Here is a 17,114-nt window from a genome sequence, read left to right as displayed (position 1 = left end):
AGTATATGCGTTTTGGTTGATCTTTATGTTTGTTATTCCCATTTATATAGAAGCGGGTGTGTGCGGGTTTGAATCGCCTGCTGCGCCATATAGCGAGCTTGGTGTATCGCTTGATGAGCTATTAATAAAGCACCCCGACGCCACTTTTATTGGCGTTGCCTCTGGCAGCTCAATGCAAGACGTGGGTATTTTTGAAGGTGACTTGCTAATAGTAGACCGCGCTGAACAGGCTAAAAATGGCGACGTTATAGTTGCTAATTTAAATGGCTTATTTGTGTGTAAGCTACTTGATAAAACCAATGCTCGGCTGCTCTCGGCATCCCCTTTGTATAAACCAGTACAACTAACCTCCTGCGATGAGTTTCAGCTTGAGGGCGTAGTGACACGCTCAATTCGCCTGCACCGCCAAAGCCCTGAGTTACTGTTATGTATGCCCTAGTAGACGCGGTGGCCTTTTATGCCAGTGCTGAAAAAGTATTCGATCCGGCTATTCGCTCAAAACCTGTGGTGGTGCTTACCAATAACGACGGTTGCATATGCGCGGTGTGCCCCATTGCTCGGCGTTTAAATATTCCTAAATTTGCGCCTTACTTTAAAGTTAAGCAGTTACTTGCGCAAAATAATGTAGTAATTCGTTCTAGTAATTATGAATTATATGCAGATTTAAGCGACAAAATGATGAACGTTATTGGCCGCTTTTGCGACGTGCAACACGTATACAGTATCGACGAATCATTTTTACACTTTAACGGTTACACCCCTATTATTAATGACTGGTTTGCATACGGGCACACTATTAGGCGCACCGTATGGCGCGAAACTAAGCTCCCCGTTGGTGTTGGCTTTGGCTCTACGGCTACTTTAGCAAAAGCGGCAAACCATGCCGCTAAAAAATTATCCGGATTTAATGGCGTTGCTGTTATTAACTGCGAAGCAAGCCGTAAAGCTATTTTACAAAGAATGAGTTGCCAAGATATATGGGGTATTGGTAAGCGTTTAGCCAAAAAATTAAAAGTAATGAACATACACACTGCATGGCAATTAGCGCAGCAAAACCCTAACAGTATGCGCCGTGCATTTAGTGTGGTGGTAGAGCGCACTGTAAATGAGCTTAATGGCATACCTTGCTTAAATTGGGACGACGTACGCCAAGATAAGCGCGAGATATTTTCGACCCGAAGCTTTGGTGAGCGTATATACGAGCCAACGGCACTTAAAACCGCGTTAATTAATCACGTTACTGTGGTTGCTAGTAAATTAAGAAAGCAAAAATCGCTTACCAAACAACTTTATATTTTTGCGGCGAGCTCGTCTCACGAAAACGTTTTTTATAAAAAGTCGTATATGTATACATTTGCCAGCCCCACTAACGACACCTGCGTAATGGCTAGTGCTGTATCGCAAGTGTTTGAGCAAATATACCAGCCGGGTATTCGCTATTATAAATGTGGTGTAGGTGCTTTAGAGCTTATTGCGCAGCAATTTCAACAAGACGATTTATTTAATAAACGCACCGACAATCCACCATTAATGAATTGTCTTGATGCAATAAATAAACGCTATGGTAAAGGAATGCTAAGTTTAGCAAGCAGTAAATTAAATGAAGGTTGGCATATGAACAGGAATTTTTTATCCCCGCAGTACACCACGCGCTGGCGTGATATACCCAAAATATATTGTGAGTAAGTATAGCTTACCTATGCGTTACTGACTGTCGGGCACTTTTTTAAAAGTGCATGCAACGCTTGGCTGGCTTAAAGTATATTTAAGTGTGTCGTTAGCTAAAAAGTAAATGCTTTGGCTAATTATTTTTTCGTTAGCTGGATTTTCGCAGCGACTCATTCTTAAGCCGTTTTCAATGCCGTCGCTTTTGTATTTTAATGAGCTAGTAACAAAACAAAAATCGGGCTTTTTAACCGTTTGTGTTCCGTTATGTAATGAGTCAAAAATAATTTGCTCACCTAAAGTAAAACCGGCATCTTCATTATCTGGATTTACTAAACTCAATTGGCTATTAACGCATAACGCTGAATTAGCCGACACCACCTCATAGGCACCCAGTTTTGTTTTTAAAAGCGGAATAAAACGGCTTTTATTACTTGGGGTTGCAACTGCATGAGCGCTGGTAAAAGCAATAGCTAATAAAGCAAGTGTTAAGTATTTCATTAAGTGGTTGTATCCTCGAATTAGTGGGTTAAATAATAGCGAAATGCTTGGTTGCTTAATTTTTATAACTTTTATAACTATAACAGAGATTTACTTTAAAAGGAGAGAAGTCGTGTTGCTTTAAAAAGGCGCTACACACCCTAAGCGTTTTTATACGCAGTAAAAAATAAAACGATTAGGGTGTGAAAATATTACTGCCAGTACTTAGCAAATAACAGCGGATAGCTTTGCTTTAAAAACTTAGCTTTGTCTTTAAAGCGTTTGCCTCTTGGCTCGTCACTTCCTGAGGGAATAAATGGCAGTTCGTCATCGTTACGCTCCTCGTAAAGTAAACCAGCAATTAAGTCGTATTCATCAATGTACGGATAAGGCTGCTCGTTAACATGATACACAGGCGTACAGGCGGCAATTGAATCAGGGTTTAGTAAAGCGTTTTCGAACACGTCTGCACCGCGCGATATTAACCAGCATCTAAACTCACTAAAACCATATTCGTCGTTACAACCGGCCATTACAAATGCTGCGCCAAATAAATCCCAGGTGTAGCATTTACGCATACAAATACCAAAGAATTTATCAAACTCAATTAACTGCTGATCGGTTAAATCGTGCAGTTTAAGCTTTAAGTTATCACTCACATTTTGCGGATCGAGCCCTAAATCGGGGGCGGTTACTAAATCCCAAAAAGCCTGTTCTGTTAAAGTGCTCATTATAAGATCTCTTTCACTCGGCCTACTTGGCCATCGTCTAAACGTACTTTAATACCATGAGGATGGTTTGGTGACTTTGTTAATAAACGCTCAACCACACCTTGCGTTAATGTGCCACTGCGTTGATCTTCTTTTAATACGATATTTACTTTTGTACCAAGGGAGATTTGCGAACGAGTAGGGACAGCCATAATTTATACCCTAAAAAATAATTTGGCCAATTATAGCCTCCAAGCATACACAAACCAACCTAACAAAGGTTAATCGACTAAAAACGAAATATTCGCTGCTTTAATAGCCAAACCAATTGTTGCAAGCTGTTGTGTGATCTCATTTTTAAGCGCGTCAAAATGTAACTCGCTTTTTTGATACGCTAGGTCATCGTTAAAATAGCATTGAACTTTTAAGGTGTTAGCTTCGTTATTTAAATCAACGGTATGTGTTAAATAAGCAAAGCCAAAATCGGTTTGTTTTATATTTTCACAGGCAATTGTCAGTACTTGGCGTATTTGTTTATCACGCTGTTTTTGAGTTTTTGTCATAATGTGTTAGCCATAACCTCTTAATTTATTAATATTTGAAATTAAATAGTAATAACGCTTAATAGCCGTTATTTAATAAGAGTGATTAAATAAGCGTTACTGAGTGTTTTCGGCTCGTTGTTTTTTAAACTCTTCAAAATTAGCCTCTTGTAATTTAAGGCATTCGTAATATTCTTTGTCTGCTTTGTAGTTACACTCATCAAGACGTGCAGATTGTATTTCATGAAAGCGTGCATCAGAGCTGCAGCCAGCGAGCAAACTCAAACCGGCTACAAACAGTAAACTCGCGTTTAGTTTATTAATAATCATTAAAATTCCTTACACTTTAGAAGGTAAAAACTGTATATTAAGCGCCTCAAAAAACCTTACTTTGTACAGGACTTATTATGATGTTGCCGCAGTTGCAAAAGCAGTTTCAGCGTATAGATAAAAGCAAACTATTTCAATCATTTGTTATTGCTGTAATTGTTGTTTCTGCTCTTACCGTAGGTGCTCACACCTATTCTCTTCCGCCAACGGTAGAAATTGTCCTTAATTGGATGGATATAGGCATTACGGCGTTCTTTTTAATTGAACTCGTAATTCGCTTTATTGCCAGTAAAGGTATCAAAGATTTTTTCTCCAAAGGTTGGAATATTTTCGACACCCTTATCGTACTAGGTAGCTTATACCCTGCGGCAGGCTCAAGTATGCTAATTGCACGCTTATTGCGAATATTTCGTGTATTGCGGCTGGTGTCTATGGTCCCCGAGCTGCGTTTATTAGTTAACGCTTTACTTAAAGCTATTCCGCAAATGGGTTACATAGCCCTGCTGATGTTTGTTATTTTTTATATTTACGCCGCTATAGGCAGTATGATGTTTGCACATATAAACCCCGTATTGTGGGGTGATGTATCAATATCTATGTTGACCTTGTTCAGAATTGCCACGTTTGAAGATTGGACCGACGTAATGTACGAAACCATGCTGGTTTATAAACTTAGCTGGATTTACTACTTAACCTTTATATTTTTAACTGCGTTTGTATTTTTAAATATGATGGTTGGCGCTATTTTAGAAGTGATGTCGCAAGAGCACAAAAATGCCCGCGATGATCTGGCCGATAACGACTCACTGCCCGCGACACAAGGGCAAGTAAACGCCTTGCAAGCACAAATTGCTGATCTAAAGTCATTACTCAAAGAAAAAGAGTATTAATTATTTACAGCCACCAGCTTAATAATTCTAAATTGAAAAATAATTAATTTAGCATTTAAAATAAAAAGGGTTAGCCAATCGCTAACCCTTTTTTTATAAAACAATTTAAGCGTTTATAGCAGTTACATTAAATTGCTATTATTCGCTATCAACAATTATGCGAAGCATACGACGTAGCGGCTCTGCAGCACCCCATAACAGCTGATCGCCAACAGTAAAGGCGCTAATATATTTAGGCCCCATGGCTAATTTACGAATACGCCCAATTGGAATACTCAGTGTACCGGTGACTTTAACTGGGGTTAGGTCGGTAGTGCTAATGTCGCGCTCATTAGGAATAACCTTTACCCACTCGTTATGCGATTCTAAGATTTGCTCTATTTTGGCAACGCTAATATCTTCACGTAATTTAATGGTCATTGCTTGTGAATGACAACGCATAGCACCAATACGCACACATAAACCATCTATTGGAATAGGTTGCTTAGCCGAGCCTAAAATTTTATTCGCTTCAACTTGCGCTTTCCATTCTTCTTTACTTTGGCCACTTGGCATAGGCACATCAATCCATGGAATTAAACTTCCCGCGAGTGGCACACCAAACTGATCTTGCGGCAGTGAATCTGATGCCATTTTTTCACTGACTATTTTATCTATTTCTAAAATAGCAGCGCTTGGATTTGCAAGTTGCTCGGCAACACTTTGATGAATTGCGCCCATTTGTGCAATTAACTCTTTCATGTTGCGCGCACCCGCGCCCGACGCAGCTTGATAGGTCATGGGGCTTACCCATTCTATTAAGTCTTGCTCAAATAAACCGCCCAGTGCAAGCAGCATAAGAGAAACCGTACAGTTACCGCCTACAAAGGTTTTAACACCTTGTGATAAACCTTGCTCAATAACGTCTTTATTGACCGGATCGAGTACTATAATGCTGTCGTTAGCCATACGCAGTGCCGACGCTGCATCTATCCAATAACCATCCCAACCCGACTCGCGCAATTGTGGATAAACAGCATTAGTGTAATCGCCACCTTGGCAGGTAACAATAATATCCATTTTAGCCAGTTCGGAAATATTGCTGGCATCGAGTAACGGCTTTGCTTCGCCCGCAATATCTGGGCCTAATTGGCCCGCTTGTGAGGTGGTGAAAAAGGTGGTGTCGATAAGTGCAAAATCACTTTGTTGCTTCATACGCTCTAATAACACAGAGCCAACCATGCCACGCCAACCGACTAATCCTACTTTTTTCATTGTGAGTTCCATTATTTGATTCATAAAAGATGCCTTAATACATTAAAAATTAAATTCATTGCGTGAGATTTAATTTTCATTAACGCTAAACTAACACTCGTAGACGGCTAAAACTAGTGAATAAAGTAGAACTCAAATTTTTTTCATAGTGTAAAAAATGCAAAGGCATGCAGTGCTTATTTTAAACTTTAATAAAAGCTTAACCTTGTTGAAACTTATATTTACCACGCTTAATAGACACATTGAATAAAGATGTTTTGTGTAATTCTACATTTAACTAAAGGAAAAGATAATGAAGACATTCACTCTTGCTCTACTTACTTTAAGTTCAGTATCACTTAATGTATTTGCAGATACTACGCTTTCAGCAAGCACAGTAACGCTAAAAGAAAATGAAAAAGTATCCTTTGAGCGCGCAGAAATAAATATGGAACAGCAACAAGGCATATTGGTAAATACTGCAACAACCTATTACGCACCAAAGGTTTGAATAAATGGGCGCTTAGAGCTGTTTTTTGTGGGTTCTACAAATGGAAATCAATTTTGTGAAGAGCGTGGTCACAATCAAGAAATTTCTGGAAGCACAATTACCTGCGGAGAGGATGAAAGCGCTTATGGTAACTTTGATTGGTATAACCAATTATGGACAATGAAAAGCACTGGTAGTAAAAACCAATGCTATCAACTTTATGCAACTATAAAGTGTCAGTAGTATATAAAATTGTAGCCCTATACTAATTATGGGGCTACAAACAATTTAGTACATTAGAAGCGATGAACTGATCCTATATAGTCAGTAACGCTATCACTACAACTGCGCGCATCATCACCATTAAACTCCTCAAGTATATAAATTTTTACAGGCGTTTCTAAACTTTTTGCTTCAGCAAGCTTTTCTAAGATCTGGCCAAATTGAGTGTCTTGATAAGCTAAAGTTAACTTGTCATTAGCCATGTGAGTAATACTATTAGTTGTTTTCACAATTACCTGAGAATGATTTAGCTGGATATCATCAACAATAACAGAACATGATCTTGCAGCTAGAGCATCATTCGCAAAACCAAAAGAACCAACTATAACAACTGAGCTAATAACCTTTCTTATTAAATTCATGGATATTATTCCTTTTAAAATAAAATTATAAAACTTAATTACAGCCTGTTAAATATAAACAACAATTATGTGTTATTTGTTAAAGAGTTATTAAAGTTAAATGATTTAGAGAGAGTGTGTGTATGAAGTGAATAATGTTTAAGTTAAAAGAGATATAAAAACATCATTTATATAATCAATATTAAACTATAACTGCGTTTAAAACTGAGGTAGTAAAAAGCCCTACATATGGCAGGGCTAGGTTGTAACGGCTTATTTTAGTCGTTCAAGGGGTTTAAAACTCATAGCTAAAGCTTAAACTCAGCTCTCTAGGCGTTTCTTGAGAACGAATTAGCACATCATTTTGTTCTACTTCAAAGTTTTGTCCCAACATATTTTTCACTTTAAGTGTTAATGTAGTATTGAACGTTGGGTAGTAACTATAAACCATGTCTAACGAGTTTAAAGGTTGTTCGTAAGCGTCATCAAAATTGTTAACACCCGCAGCTAAAATACGGTCACCAAATACGTTATAAATAACTGAAGCTTGGTGCATGCCATCATGCGAATCGTAATTCAATTGTAAGTTGGCAACATACTTTGAGTGGCCAGTCATGCGTCGCTTTAGATTAGTAAGGTCAGCGCGCTGCTCTTGTGCAATTTCAACTTCTGAATCACTTACTGTTAAATTACCAGAAGTAAAAAAAGCACCTCCTAATAAATCACTATGCAACTCAGTTAACCATTCTGCTTCTATACCGTAAACATAGGCTGTATCTGCATTGTCAAACTGCAGCGTAAAACGGCCGTCACTTTCGGTTAATAATGCTTCGATTGGGTTATCTATATCTTTATAGAATGCGCCAACTGAGTAGTTATCACCATTGTCCATATAAAATTCGATACGTGCATCAAAGTTATCTAGGTAACTAGATTCTAAGAATGGATTACCAAGCGTTCGATAACCGGTCAACGGATCTTGGAATTGAACAGGGCTTAACTCACGCAAGTCAGGACGAACAACCGTGCTGCCATAGCCAAAACGAACCTGGTACGACTGCTGACTGTATGTCATGGATAATGAAGTAAAATACTCATCTTCCATCACACTTGCTTGTTTTATTGCATCTGCACTTAATTTATCTGCCAATAAAGCAGGATCGAATGCTGAGCGAGAAAAAGCGAGGGCAACTTGGCGGAAATCCTCGTAACGCACACCACCACTTAAACGCCAATCTTGAGCAAAAGTGATATCAAAAGAGCCATAATAAGCATCAATCATTTGCGCTGCTAAGTAATCATCGGCTGTAGGTTCTTGAAACAATAACTCTAAATCCGTTGAATCGATCACAGCATCATTTGCAAAGAAACTACCAATTGACAGTGCTTCTTCTTCACTTTGTGCTAAATCTAAAGACTGTGTTTGGCTAAAACGATAGTTAAAAAAGTCTGTGCGGTAATCACGCGTTTTTTCAACAAAATAGCCGCCACCCGCGATTTCAACTTCGGCGTTCTCAAAGTAAAAAACTTTATTAATATTAACGCCCCAGTTTTCAACATCGTCTTCTAGCTCAACAAATCGATACAAATAAGGGTTGCCACCTAAGCTACCATTATAAAAAGTACGTTGATATTCGCCATCGGCGTACTCATCACGCACCGTTACTTCAAGCTCGCCGGGTATACTCGTCGTCGCTGTTGAATCAGTGTATTGCCAATCTACACCGACACCTTCAAGAAAACTCCACTCTAAATTGTGCATTCCACGAAGTTGAAGTATTTCAAGTTCCCGTTCCTCAAAAGAGGTTAAGTGGCTTCGCTGTAATTGCCCAGCATCAATGCTTAATGACTTTGAAGGCTCTTGGTAAAGCGAAACAGAAGCTTCATCTTCAGTATCTCGTAGCATCATATAGGTAGCTGTTAAATCATGGCCGCCAATTTTATAACCTAAATTTAGAGAGCTATTTAATTTTATATTATGCTTGGTTGATACTTCTTTCTCTGTGGCAGAGTAACAAGTAAAATCATCTTTTGAACATTCAGATTCAGATGCGTCAACAGAAGAAAGTACTGCGCTAAACTTCTCTGCATTAGACCATTCATTTTCATAAGCAACTGATGCTAAGAAACCAAAAGATCCGTCTAGGCCAAATAAGTTATCAAATCGGTCGCCATAAACAGCTTTAATGTCTGCATCAGGGTTTAAGCTTTCTTTTTCTAAGCCAAAATCTCTTGGTAGTGCTTTTGATAAACTTTTATTTAAGTCTATTGCAGCTGCTTGACCAATATCAGTCCCCTGACGTCTTGACTCGACATCTCTTATATTTCTGTATGAGATATCAGACAAGCCATTGATATAGGTATTTAGCGCCGTTTTAACGGCTCCAGGTAATGCGCGTGTACCATCATCTTTACCTAACCAGTCGTCACTGCCGCCATTGTATGTGTAGCCTTCATCGTTTGTATCTTTATAGCTAGCACCAATCTCAACTTTAAATAAAGTATCACTTGGAATGCTTTTCGTCCTGATATTAACGTCACCACCACCAAAAGCCGCAGGCATATTAGGCGAATAGGCTTTTTGAACAGCTAAAGATTCAATAATACTTGATGGGAAAATATCAAGTGGAATTACATTTCGAGTCAGATCTGGGCTTGGAACAACCGCGCCATTTAAACGCACGCTTGAGTAACGCTCACCTAAACCGCGTACATAAATAAACTTATCGTTAACTAACGATAAGCCTGTAACACGGCGAAGTGCAGAAGCGGCATCGCTATCACCTGTTCTAGATATTTGCTCTGAACCCATTATATCAGCAACAAATGCCTGGTTTTTACGTTCATCAATTACGGCACTAGCACTGCCTTTAAGGCGTGTACCTGTTGCAACAACTTCTTCTATCGCTTCTTCATTGATTATTTCTTGTGCCTGTTCAGCAAAAGAATTAAATGAAGAAAAAAGGGAGAGCAGAGATAACGTTATTAGATTAGTTTTAAACTGCTTTTGATGTTTCATATTTATATCCTCTAAACCTAAAATTCCCTTAAAAAAGGCGCCAGAGCGCCTTATAATTAGAGCCGGTCTAGATTAATTACTAGCGCGTTGTAAAGATGCAGCTACAAAATCAGCCCATTCACTTGATTCACCTTCTTTAAGTGCACCAATGTAGCCTGCGTTAGTAAAGAAAGAGTCAACCTCACTCATGTCTTTAGCTGTTGTAGCTACCGCAGTACCTTGTGAATCTGTAATAGTTGCTGCAGTTGAAACACCATCAGCACCAAGCACATTTGCAAAATCAGCAAAACCAATCAGCTGGTTATTTTCGCCACCAGTAAACCAGGTATTGATATCAAAGCTTGCTAACGCGCCTGTTAAAGGAGTATTTACGTCTTCAAAATTCTTACCACACGCAAATATTGAACTCATAAATGCGATATCACCGTTGTTTGCATTGGTATGCACACCAGCATCTCCTGATTTATCTTTTTCATTATATAAATCAAAACAGCCAGCACCATCTACAGATGATGAGTTTACAAACAGCATATTAGCTAATTGCGCTTTACCCCATTCTTTCATTTCCATACCGGCACCAGTACGACGCCCTTCAGCACCTTGGTCACCAGTAGTAACAACGGTTGCATTAGCAATAGTTGGATTAGAAACAGTCGTTACTAAATCTTGTGCGTCTGCAGATAATGGATCAACTTTTGCGCCATCTGTTTCAAAACCATGATTTCCATATTCATTTGAACGGACAAGAATGTACTGTCCATAGCCTTTCCAACCCTCATCCCAGTCAATACCATCATCGCCTGTATCAGTAACAACGATGTGTTTAAGGTTAACACTACCACCAAAGAGCTCTATACCATCATCAAAACCATTATGTACATGGACATAATCAATTGTTGTGCCTGAGCCAACAGCATTTAGTGTTAAACCATTTAGCTCATCACCTTCAACACCAAATCCTGCATACTTAATAACAATATGCTTTAGAATACCGCTACTATCTTGCGGATCATTACCACCGTAATAAGATACAATACCTTCAGCTGAGTGGTTACACATGTCTTGTGCCGCAGCTGTTGCTGTACAACGAATAGAATGACCACGTCCATTTACCTGAACACCACCCCAATCCCCAATTTGAGCGGTGGTAGAATCATCACCATCAACTTCTTTAATGCTTGTGAAAATAATTGGCTTATCTACTTCACCAATTGCTTCAATATTTGCACCGCGAGCAATACGAATAAAACTCTCTGGCTTGGTAAACGCAATGGTAGCGCCTGCTTCAATAGACAATGTTGGGCCATTAACATCAATAGTGGCGCCAGTAGATGTGTCTACATCGTCACCAATAAATAAAGCACCTTCAAATACATGGGCACCGCCATCGTCTAGCGCAGGGATAACAAAAGAGCTTGTAATTTCTTTTGCATTACTTGCAAATGCTTGGCTGTATAAACAGTTAATGCCTTCTGCTTCACCCGTAAATGTAGCTCCATCTAATGTGTATGTGGCACAACTTATTGTATCGCCACCATTATCACCACCTGGGTTAGTCACTGAATTGTCTACACTGTTATCAACTGTAGTCGGTGTAACGTTAATATCACCACCGCCACAGCCTGCTAAAGTCATTGCAGTAGCCACTAGACTAACCTTAAATAAGCCAGATAATGTCATTGTTCACTCCGTTAAAGTATTTAATTATTTTGTTAGCGCATTAAGTAATAACTTAAGTCACTTTAAGGCACGACACTCATGCATTAAGGTCACTTGAGTTATCGAATAGGAGTACAATACGGGAGAGATATGACAGTGCCGTTACATTTTAATAAACACTATGTGACAATAATAAATTAAATATATTCATATGGTTAACTTTACAGAAGTAAAAAAACCGCACTAAATTAATATTAGTGCGGTTTGGCGTTGCGATTATAAACTGTTTTTATGCGCTATTAATTTAGCACCTAGCGCAAAAGTAAAACATTAAAGTAATGCTGTTTTTAGGGTTTCAGCATGTATTTTTTCGCGCTTTACATATTTAATCCATTGCTTGGCTAAGCGCTGCGACTTTTTATGTATTTGCGCTTGTTCAAACGCTAAAATAGAGGCATCAAAGTTTTGTAAATTGAACTGTGCCATGCCCAAAGCTACAAATGCGTTTGATTCAAAATCAAGGTTGCCTTTATCAAGTGCTTTACGCGCAGAGTCGGCAGCTTCTTCATATTGCTCTGTATTTACATACACTTGTGCTAAGCGCTGATCGTAGTTACCACTGCTTGATAACTGCGCCGCTTTTACAAAGTATTTAATCGATTGCGCATCTTCTTTAGCTTGGATCATGGCTTCAGCTACAAAGGCATAGTTTTTAGCGGTTTGCTCTGCTATTCCTGCCTCAATTGCTTTACTCATCACTATGGCTGCTTTATAAGCCAAGCCATTGTATAAATACACCTGGGCTAATTGGCGTAAATCTGACTTGGAGGTTAAAAAGCCTTGCTGATATGCCGCTTCAATAATTGCTAGTTGTTGTTTTTCTCGACCTGTTTCGCCATACATACCTGCTAACTGCACCCAGTATTCTGGTTTGTTATACAGCTTAACCATGCGCTCTAGTACCTTTACCACTTTATCGGACTGATTAAGTGAGTAGTACATAGCACGCTGTAATACTAGCCAGTTCTCTTTTGGTACTTTGCCTTCGCTGTCACTTAGTGTAATAGCTTGCGTTATATAGTTAAGGCCTTGCTGGTAGTCTTTTAGCTGATAATAGGTTTGCGCTCTTAACACATAGTAGCTCTCTGGCTTATCTTTTGTATTAATAGCATCCCATTGATCTAAAAACGTAATTACTTTGTTGTAGTCACTGTTAGCCATTGCCAATTGAGCCAAACTAAACGTAGTGCTTAAACGTAATGTTTCTGGAATACCCTCCTCAGCGACTACTTTTTCAAACGCGGCTATTGCTTTGGGTAAGTCGTTTTCGTTGTAATAAATAAAGCCATAAAAGTTATGCATCATTGCAATTTCGTAGGAGTTCATGCTTGATGCGCGATCTTGTATAGAATCAAGCGCTTCAAGGCCTGCTTTAACATCGCCATCGTCGGCAAGCTTTTGGGCTCGCGCTAACTGGCTATATACTTTTTCACGCAGGGCCGGTACTCGTTTGGTTTTTTGCTCTGCGGCTTGCGCTGTAAAAGCACTCACACCTGGTAATAAACTAAGTGCACTGGGGGTTACAATACTTGCGCTTATTGTTACGGTGCAAAAAAGTGTTAATTTAAAAATAACTGCTATTGGTTGTAATTTCATCATCGCCTCGCTTTTCTATCCATTAATAGGTTGAATTAATTAATCCAAAAATTAACCGCTTATCTGGAAAGATATTTTGTTCTGCACTCCCGCAACTTCAACGGCTTCACCATTGACTACGCGGGGCTTATATTTAAATTTAAGGGCTGCATCCATCGCCGCTCGGTCAAATAGCGATTCAGGCTCTGCCTTTAATACCTGAGGGTCGCGAACAGTGCCTTGTTTGGTTACTGTAAACTCAACAATAACGTAGCCTTCAATCCCACGAGACAGTGCGCGCCTTGGGTACACTGGCGCCACTTTTACAATGGGCAGGTATTCACCATCACTTGATTCAAGGGCTAAACCACCGGCTAAATTCACCTCGGCATCAACATTGGCCGCAAAGTCAAAATTATTAGCTTTTGCATTGGCATCGCTGTTTTGCATTTTTGGTGACTCCATTGGTGGTGGCGGCTCTTTGGGTGTGGGAGGTTTTTGAGGTTTGCGCTGTTTTGTTTGTAAGCTTTCTTCTTTTTTAAGCCGTACAAAGTCAAGCACGTTCCCCTTTGCTGGTTCGCTCATTGCGCCCTCACCACCAGTAATAAGTGCCTGCATGCCTAAAAACAGCATAAAGGTCACTAAAATGGCTATTACAAATGCTATTAAATAACGCATGGCTAACCCTTAGGCTTCTTGGGCCGCAATCGACACATCAAACACACCCGCGGCGCGCGCTGCATCCATTACTTTAATTAAAGTATCCGTGGTCGACTTTTTATCTGCTTGAATAACCACGCTCCCTTGTGGGTTTTCGGCTTTTAAACGCTCAATATTTGCCTGCACCGCACGCACATCTATTTGGCGTTTATTAATCCAAATTTCACCTGTGTCTGAAATAGCGACCAAAATATTAGCGCGTTCTTTTTTAACCGCAGTGGCGGCTTCGGGGCGGTTAACATCAATACCCGACTCTTTTACGAATGAGGCGGTCACAATAAAGAAAATAAGCATGATAAATACCACATCTAGCATGGGGGTCATGTTTATTTCTTCTGCTTCGTCTTCTTGAAATAGGTTTCCTAATGGGGCTCTCATTTTTTATTCTCCTGAAATAAGTGGCTATAGATAGAGCCACTTATTAATAATTGCTTAATGGTCTAAAACCATGCTGTCTTCAAGTAGCGCTACTTCACGTTTAGCCCGGCGTTGTAAGTACGTTGAGGCAAATACCCCAGATAACGCACCGACCATGCCTGCCATAGTTGGAATAGTTGCTTTAGATACGCCCGACGCCATAGAGCGCGCACTGCCTGTACCTGTAATAGCCATAACATCAAACACTTCAATCATTCCTGTTACTGTGCCAAGTAAGCCAAGTAGCGGACACAATGCAACCATCACATTAATAAGTGCTAAGTTAGCGTTAAGACGCATACTGGCGCGTGAGATCATCGCTTGGCGAATTTGTTCTGCATTCCAGCTATTACGCTCGTTGCGCTTAAGCCAACTGTTTTTGATGGCTTTTTTGTAACCACGAAAACCATTAAAAAAGTAAATGAATCGCTCGAGTATCAATAACCACATCGCGAAGATTAACACCCCAATGACCAAGAGAACTTGGCCACCAGTGTCGAGAAAATCACGGATAGCATTGATTGAATCAATCAATAGCACCATGGTTTATGCTCCTTTTTCACTTCGTTTTGCAATAATGCCCGCGCTTTGCTCTTGTAAAATAAGCAGTAAGCTTTTTGCTCGGGTGTTGAGTATGGTGTAAATAAATACTGTGGGTATTGCCACAACTAAGCCAAGTACTGTTGTTACAAGCGCTTGAGAAATACCGCCTGCCATGAGCTTAGGATCCCCGGTGCCAAACAAGGTAATGGCTTGGAAGGTATTGATCATCCCGGTAACTGTACCAAGTAAACCAAGCAGCGGAGCCACTACTGAAATAATTTTAATCAGGGTTAAGTTACGGGTTATTTTTGGCATTTCACGCAGTATAGCTTCGCTTAATTTAAGCTCTAGGGTGTCGTAGGCTACATTTGGGTAGTCGTCTTTTACTTTCATAACACGGCCTAGTGGATTATCGTCGCGAGCAACCGTGTCTTTAAGTTGACGGCGAATTTTGCCACCCACTAGCAATAAAGATACGAAACGCTCAATTGCAATTAACAGGGCTAATAAACCCACACCTAAAATAACGTAACCCACAGCGCCGCCTTGGTGAACTTGCTCAGCGGTATCTGGGGCTTGTACTAGTAAACCTAAAATTGAGCCACCGGTTGGGTCTAGTGCAAACTGTACAATACCGTTTTTAGCCTGCTGTAAATCTCCTGCGGTTGATGTATAGCGCGATACGGGCTGGCGAGTAAGCTCACTTAGCGTATTTGTACTTGAGCTGTACTCTAAATATTTACCGTTGGAAATAAGGTTAAAAGCACCAACACGCACAACTTCTTGCTCTGCTTTGTTACCACCTTCAATAATAACCTGAGTATTAAAGCGGCTCACTTTGCCTTGCTCGGTCATTTCACGTTGTAGCTCATACCACACTTTTTCAATATCTTCGATTGAAGCAAGTTGTGAAGTAGATCCCATTTTTTGTGCCAGATCGTCCATAAAAACACTTCGACCAGGTATTTCTGCCGATACCACAGAGGTAGCAAACTTATTGCTTGAATCGCCTGCCACTTGTTGCAACACACCAAACAATTCTTTAAGTGATCCCATACGCTTTGATAGGGTATCGGTTAAATTAGCCAGTTTAATTTCGTTTTCTTCAAACTGTGTTTCTAAACGCTCTGATTCACTAAGCATTTGACTACGCTTTGCTTGCGTGTCTTTTAGCATTTGTACTTGCTCGTTTTGACGCGCAGTAAATTGTTGTTCACGCTGAGTATTTTGCACACTTTGCGCAGATTTACCTTGTTCAAGGTTTTTAAGTAATGAATCTAAATCCATTGGCTCAGCTGCTACACTTGCGCATGTAAAACTGATACTTGCAGCAAGTACGGCCATTTTTGTCATTTGAGTAAACAATTTCATTTTCGACCTCTTATCGTGCTGCGTGAACTGGCAGAGTTAACATATCTGGGGCAAGTTGCTTACGCGCAATGCGTAAACCTTTATTAATTTGGCTAATGGTTGAGTCTGGAAGTGCTGCAAACGTTTTTGTTTGTGTATCCCAGCTACCAGCTAATTTACTATCGCGGGTTAAGTAAATGAGCTCTAAGCGACCAATGCGTAAAAAGTCAACTTCGCGTTCTTTACCATTTACCTCAAGCAGTGCGCTGTAAGCTTCAATAGTGCGGCCATAATCAACTTCTACTTGGTAGGCTTCGAGTACGCGGCGGAACTTTTCGCTAGAGGTAATATCGGCACGTTCCATCATGGCTTTTAAAGAGGTTAAACGCTTTTCACGCTCGTCTTTTAAAAATGGCACATCGAGTAATACAAACTGTTCAAGGCCGGTGATCATGCGCATCATTAGTGGCGTAATTTGACGCTCAATAATTGAAACCTGATCCATAGAGAGATTCATCGATTGCATTTCTGCAATTTGGTTATTTAACTGTTTTGTAAGCTGAGCGTTATACACAGCTAAACCATCAATTTCTTTATTAAGGGTTTTAAACTGTTGCAGACGCCCTTGCATTGAATCTGCAATCTTGTCTATTTTTGTTTGTGATTGCGCAGCCGATTTAGTAATTTCACTGCTTTTATCAATAACCTTATTTAAATCGTTTGCGTGTACAGCGGCACTTGCGGCCACAATACCAGCTATAATTAATGGTTTAACGCCTTTCATCGCATACACCTTTACTCGTTAGTT

19 protein-coding genes are annotated in these 17,114 nt (G+C 39.8%); 4 read left to right on the top strand and 15 right to left on the bottom strand.

Annotated elements, in window-relative coordinates:
* Nucleotides 1-25: 25 nt before the first annotated feature.
* On the top strand, nt 26-439 hold the full coding sequence (gene umuD / locus AAEZ18_RS05320; protein WP_011330160.1) for a translesion error-prone DNA polymerase V autoproteolytic subunit: 414 nt from the start codon (nt 26-28) through the stop codon (nt 437-439).
* Nucleotides 427-1,686, top strand: a complete 1,260-nt coding sequence (locus tag AAEZ18_RS05315; protein WP_192531722.1) for a Y-family DNA polymerase — start codon at nt 427-429, stop codon at nt 1,684-1,686. Before umuD ends, AAEZ18_RS05315 begins: the two co-directional genes overlap by 13 nt.
* An 18-nt stretch (nt 1,687-1,704) precedes the next feature.
* Here AAEZ18_RS05315 and AAEZ18_RS05310 read toward each other — a convergent pair whose 3' ends face one another.
* From AAEZ18_RS05310 to AAEZ18_RS05290, 5 genes are all read right to left on the bottom strand, one after another.
* Entirely contained in the window at nt 1,705-2,166 is a 462-nt protein-coding gene (locus tag AAEZ18_RS05310; RefSeq protein WP_011330158.1) for a hypothetical protein, read from the bottom strand.
* 191 nt (nt 2,167-2,357) lie between these two features.
* Nucleotides 2,358-2,876 carry a DUF4240 domain-containing protein gene (locus tag AAEZ18_RS05305; RefSeq protein WP_086999126.1) on the bottom strand — a complete coding sequence of 173 codons (519 nt, stop codon included), beginning with the start codon at nt 2,874-2,876 and terminating at the stop codon, nt 2,358-2,360.
* Complete coding sequence (locus tag AAEZ18_RS05300) at nt 2,876-3,067, bottom strand: YwbE family protein (RefSeq protein WP_197107473.1); 192 nt, start codon at nt 3,065-3,067, stop codon at nt 2,876-2,878. The genes AAEZ18_RS05305 and AAEZ18_RS05300 overlap by 1 nt, the downstream gene beginning before the upstream one ends.
* A 69-nt stretch (nt 3,068-3,136) precedes the next feature.
* Nucleotides 3,137-3,418 carry a hypothetical protein gene (locus AAEZ18_RS05295; protein ID WP_011330155.1) on the bottom strand — a complete coding sequence of 94 codons (282 nt, stop codon included), beginning with the start codon at nt 3,416-3,418 and terminating at the stop codon, nt 3,137-3,139.
* Between the two features lie 96 nt (nt 3,419-3,514).
* Nucleotides 3,515-3,727, bottom strand: a complete 213-nt coding sequence (locus tag AAEZ18_RS05290; RefSeq protein WP_011330154.1) for a hypothetical protein — start codon at nt 3,725-3,727, stop codon at nt 3,515-3,517.
* Between the two features lie 80 nt (nt 3,728-3,807).
* Here AAEZ18_RS05290 and AAEZ18_RS05285 point away from each other — a divergent pair, with 80 nt between their 5' ends.
* Nucleotides 3,808-4,617 carry an ion transporter gene (locus tag AAEZ18_RS05285; RefSeq protein WP_197182657.1) on the top strand — a complete coding sequence of 270 codons (810 nt, stop codon included), beginning with the start codon at nt 3,808-3,810 and terminating at the stop codon, nt 4,615-4,617.
* A gap of 138 nt (nt 4,618-4,755) precedes the next feature.
* On the opposite strand, the gene asd is transcribed toward AAEZ18_RS05285, so the two are convergent.
* The gene (gene asd, locus AAEZ18_RS05280; protein WP_058375120.1) at nt 4,756-5,895 is read right to left on the bottom strand and encodes an aspartate-semialdehyde dehydrogenase; all 1,140 of its coding nucleotides are present in this window, start codon (nt 5,893-5,895) and stop codon (nt 4,756-4,758) included.
* Nucleotides 5,896-6,163: 268 nt separating this feature from the next.
* Here asd and AAEZ18_RS05275 point away from each other — a divergent pair, with 268 nt between their 5' ends.
* On the top strand, nt 6,164-6,361 hold the full coding sequence (locus tag AAEZ18_RS05275; protein ID WP_231618002.1) for a hypothetical protein: 198 nt from the start codon (nt 6,164-6,166) through the stop codon (nt 6,359-6,361).
* Between the two features lie 275 nt (nt 6,362-6,636).
* On the opposite strand, the gene AAEZ18_RS05270 is transcribed toward AAEZ18_RS05275, so the two are convergent.
* The 9 genes from AAEZ18_RS05270 to AAEZ18_RS05230 all read right to left on the bottom strand — a co-directional run bounded on the left by AAEZ18_RS05270 (nt 6,637) and on the right by AAEZ18_RS05230 (nt 17,090).
* On the bottom strand, nt 6,637-6,984 hold the full coding sequence (locus tag AAEZ18_RS05270) for a hypothetical protein (RefSeq protein ID WP_089369299.1): 348 nt from the start codon (nt 6,982-6,984) through the stop codon (nt 6,637-6,639).
* A gap of 274 nt (nt 6,985-7,258) precedes the next feature.
* Complete coding sequence (locus AAEZ18_RS05265; protein WP_197182647.1) at nt 7,259-9,982, bottom strand: TonB-dependent receptor domain-containing protein; 2,724 nt, start codon at nt 9,980-9,982, stop codon at nt 7,259-7,261.
* Nucleotides 9,983-10,054: 72 nt separating this feature from the next.
* Entirely contained in the window at nt 10,055-11,662 is a 1,608-nt protein-coding gene (locus AAEZ18_RS05260) for a beta-helix domain-containing protein (RefSeq protein WP_197182648.1), read from the bottom strand.
* A 309-nt stretch (nt 11,663-11,971) separates the two neighbouring features.
* Nucleotides 11,972-13,297, bottom strand: coding sequence for a tetratricopeptide repeat protein (locus AAEZ18_RS05255; RefSeq protein WP_197182658.1), 1,326 nt, complete (start codon nt 13,295-13,297; stop codon nt 11,972-11,974).
* Between the two features lie 51 nt (nt 13,298-13,348).
* Complete coding sequence (locus AAEZ18_RS05250; RefSeq protein WP_011330148.1) at nt 13,349-13,954, bottom strand: energy transducer TonB; 606 nt, start codon at nt 13,952-13,954, stop codon at nt 13,349-13,351.
* Nucleotides 13,955-13,963: 9 nt separating this feature from the next.
* Nucleotides 13,964-14,374, bottom strand: a complete 411-nt coding sequence (locus tag AAEZ18_RS05245) for an ExbD/TolR family protein (RefSeq protein ID WP_011330147.1) — start codon at nt 14,372-14,374, stop codon at nt 13,964-13,966.
* Between the two features lie 54 nt (nt 14,375-14,428).
* Entirely contained in the window at nt 14,429-14,956 is a 528-nt protein-coding gene (locus AAEZ18_RS05240) for a MotA/TolQ/ExbB proton channel family protein (RefSeq protein ID WP_011330146.1), read from the bottom strand.
* 3 nt (nt 14,957-14,959) lie between these two features.
* Nucleotides 14,960-16,327 (bottom strand): MotA/TolQ/ExbB proton channel family protein, encoded by a 1,368-nt coding sequence (locus AAEZ18_RS05235; RefSeq protein WP_350593964.1) that lies wholly within the window; start codon nt 16,325-16,327, stop codon nt 14,960-14,962.
* A 10-nt stretch (nt 16,328-16,337) separates the two neighbouring features.
* The gene (locus AAEZ18_RS05230; protein ID WP_011330144.1) at nt 16,338-17,090 is read right to left on the bottom strand and encodes a DUF3450 domain-containing protein; all 753 of its coding nucleotides are present in this window, start codon (nt 17,088-17,090) and stop codon (nt 16,338-16,340) included.
* Between the last annotated feature and the right edge of the window lie 24 nt (nt 17,091-17,114).

The sequence above is a fragment of the Pseudoalteromonas sp. 19-MNA-CIBAN-0066 genome (assembly GCF_040308705.1).
GTDB classification, from domain to species: domain Bacteria; phylum Pseudomonadota; class Gammaproteobacteria; order Enterobacterales; family Alteromonadaceae; genus Pseudoalteromonas; species Pseudoalteromonas nigrifaciens.
Note: the sequence above shows the minus strand (reverse complement) of the source record. Positions and strands in the feature narration are given on the sequence as shown.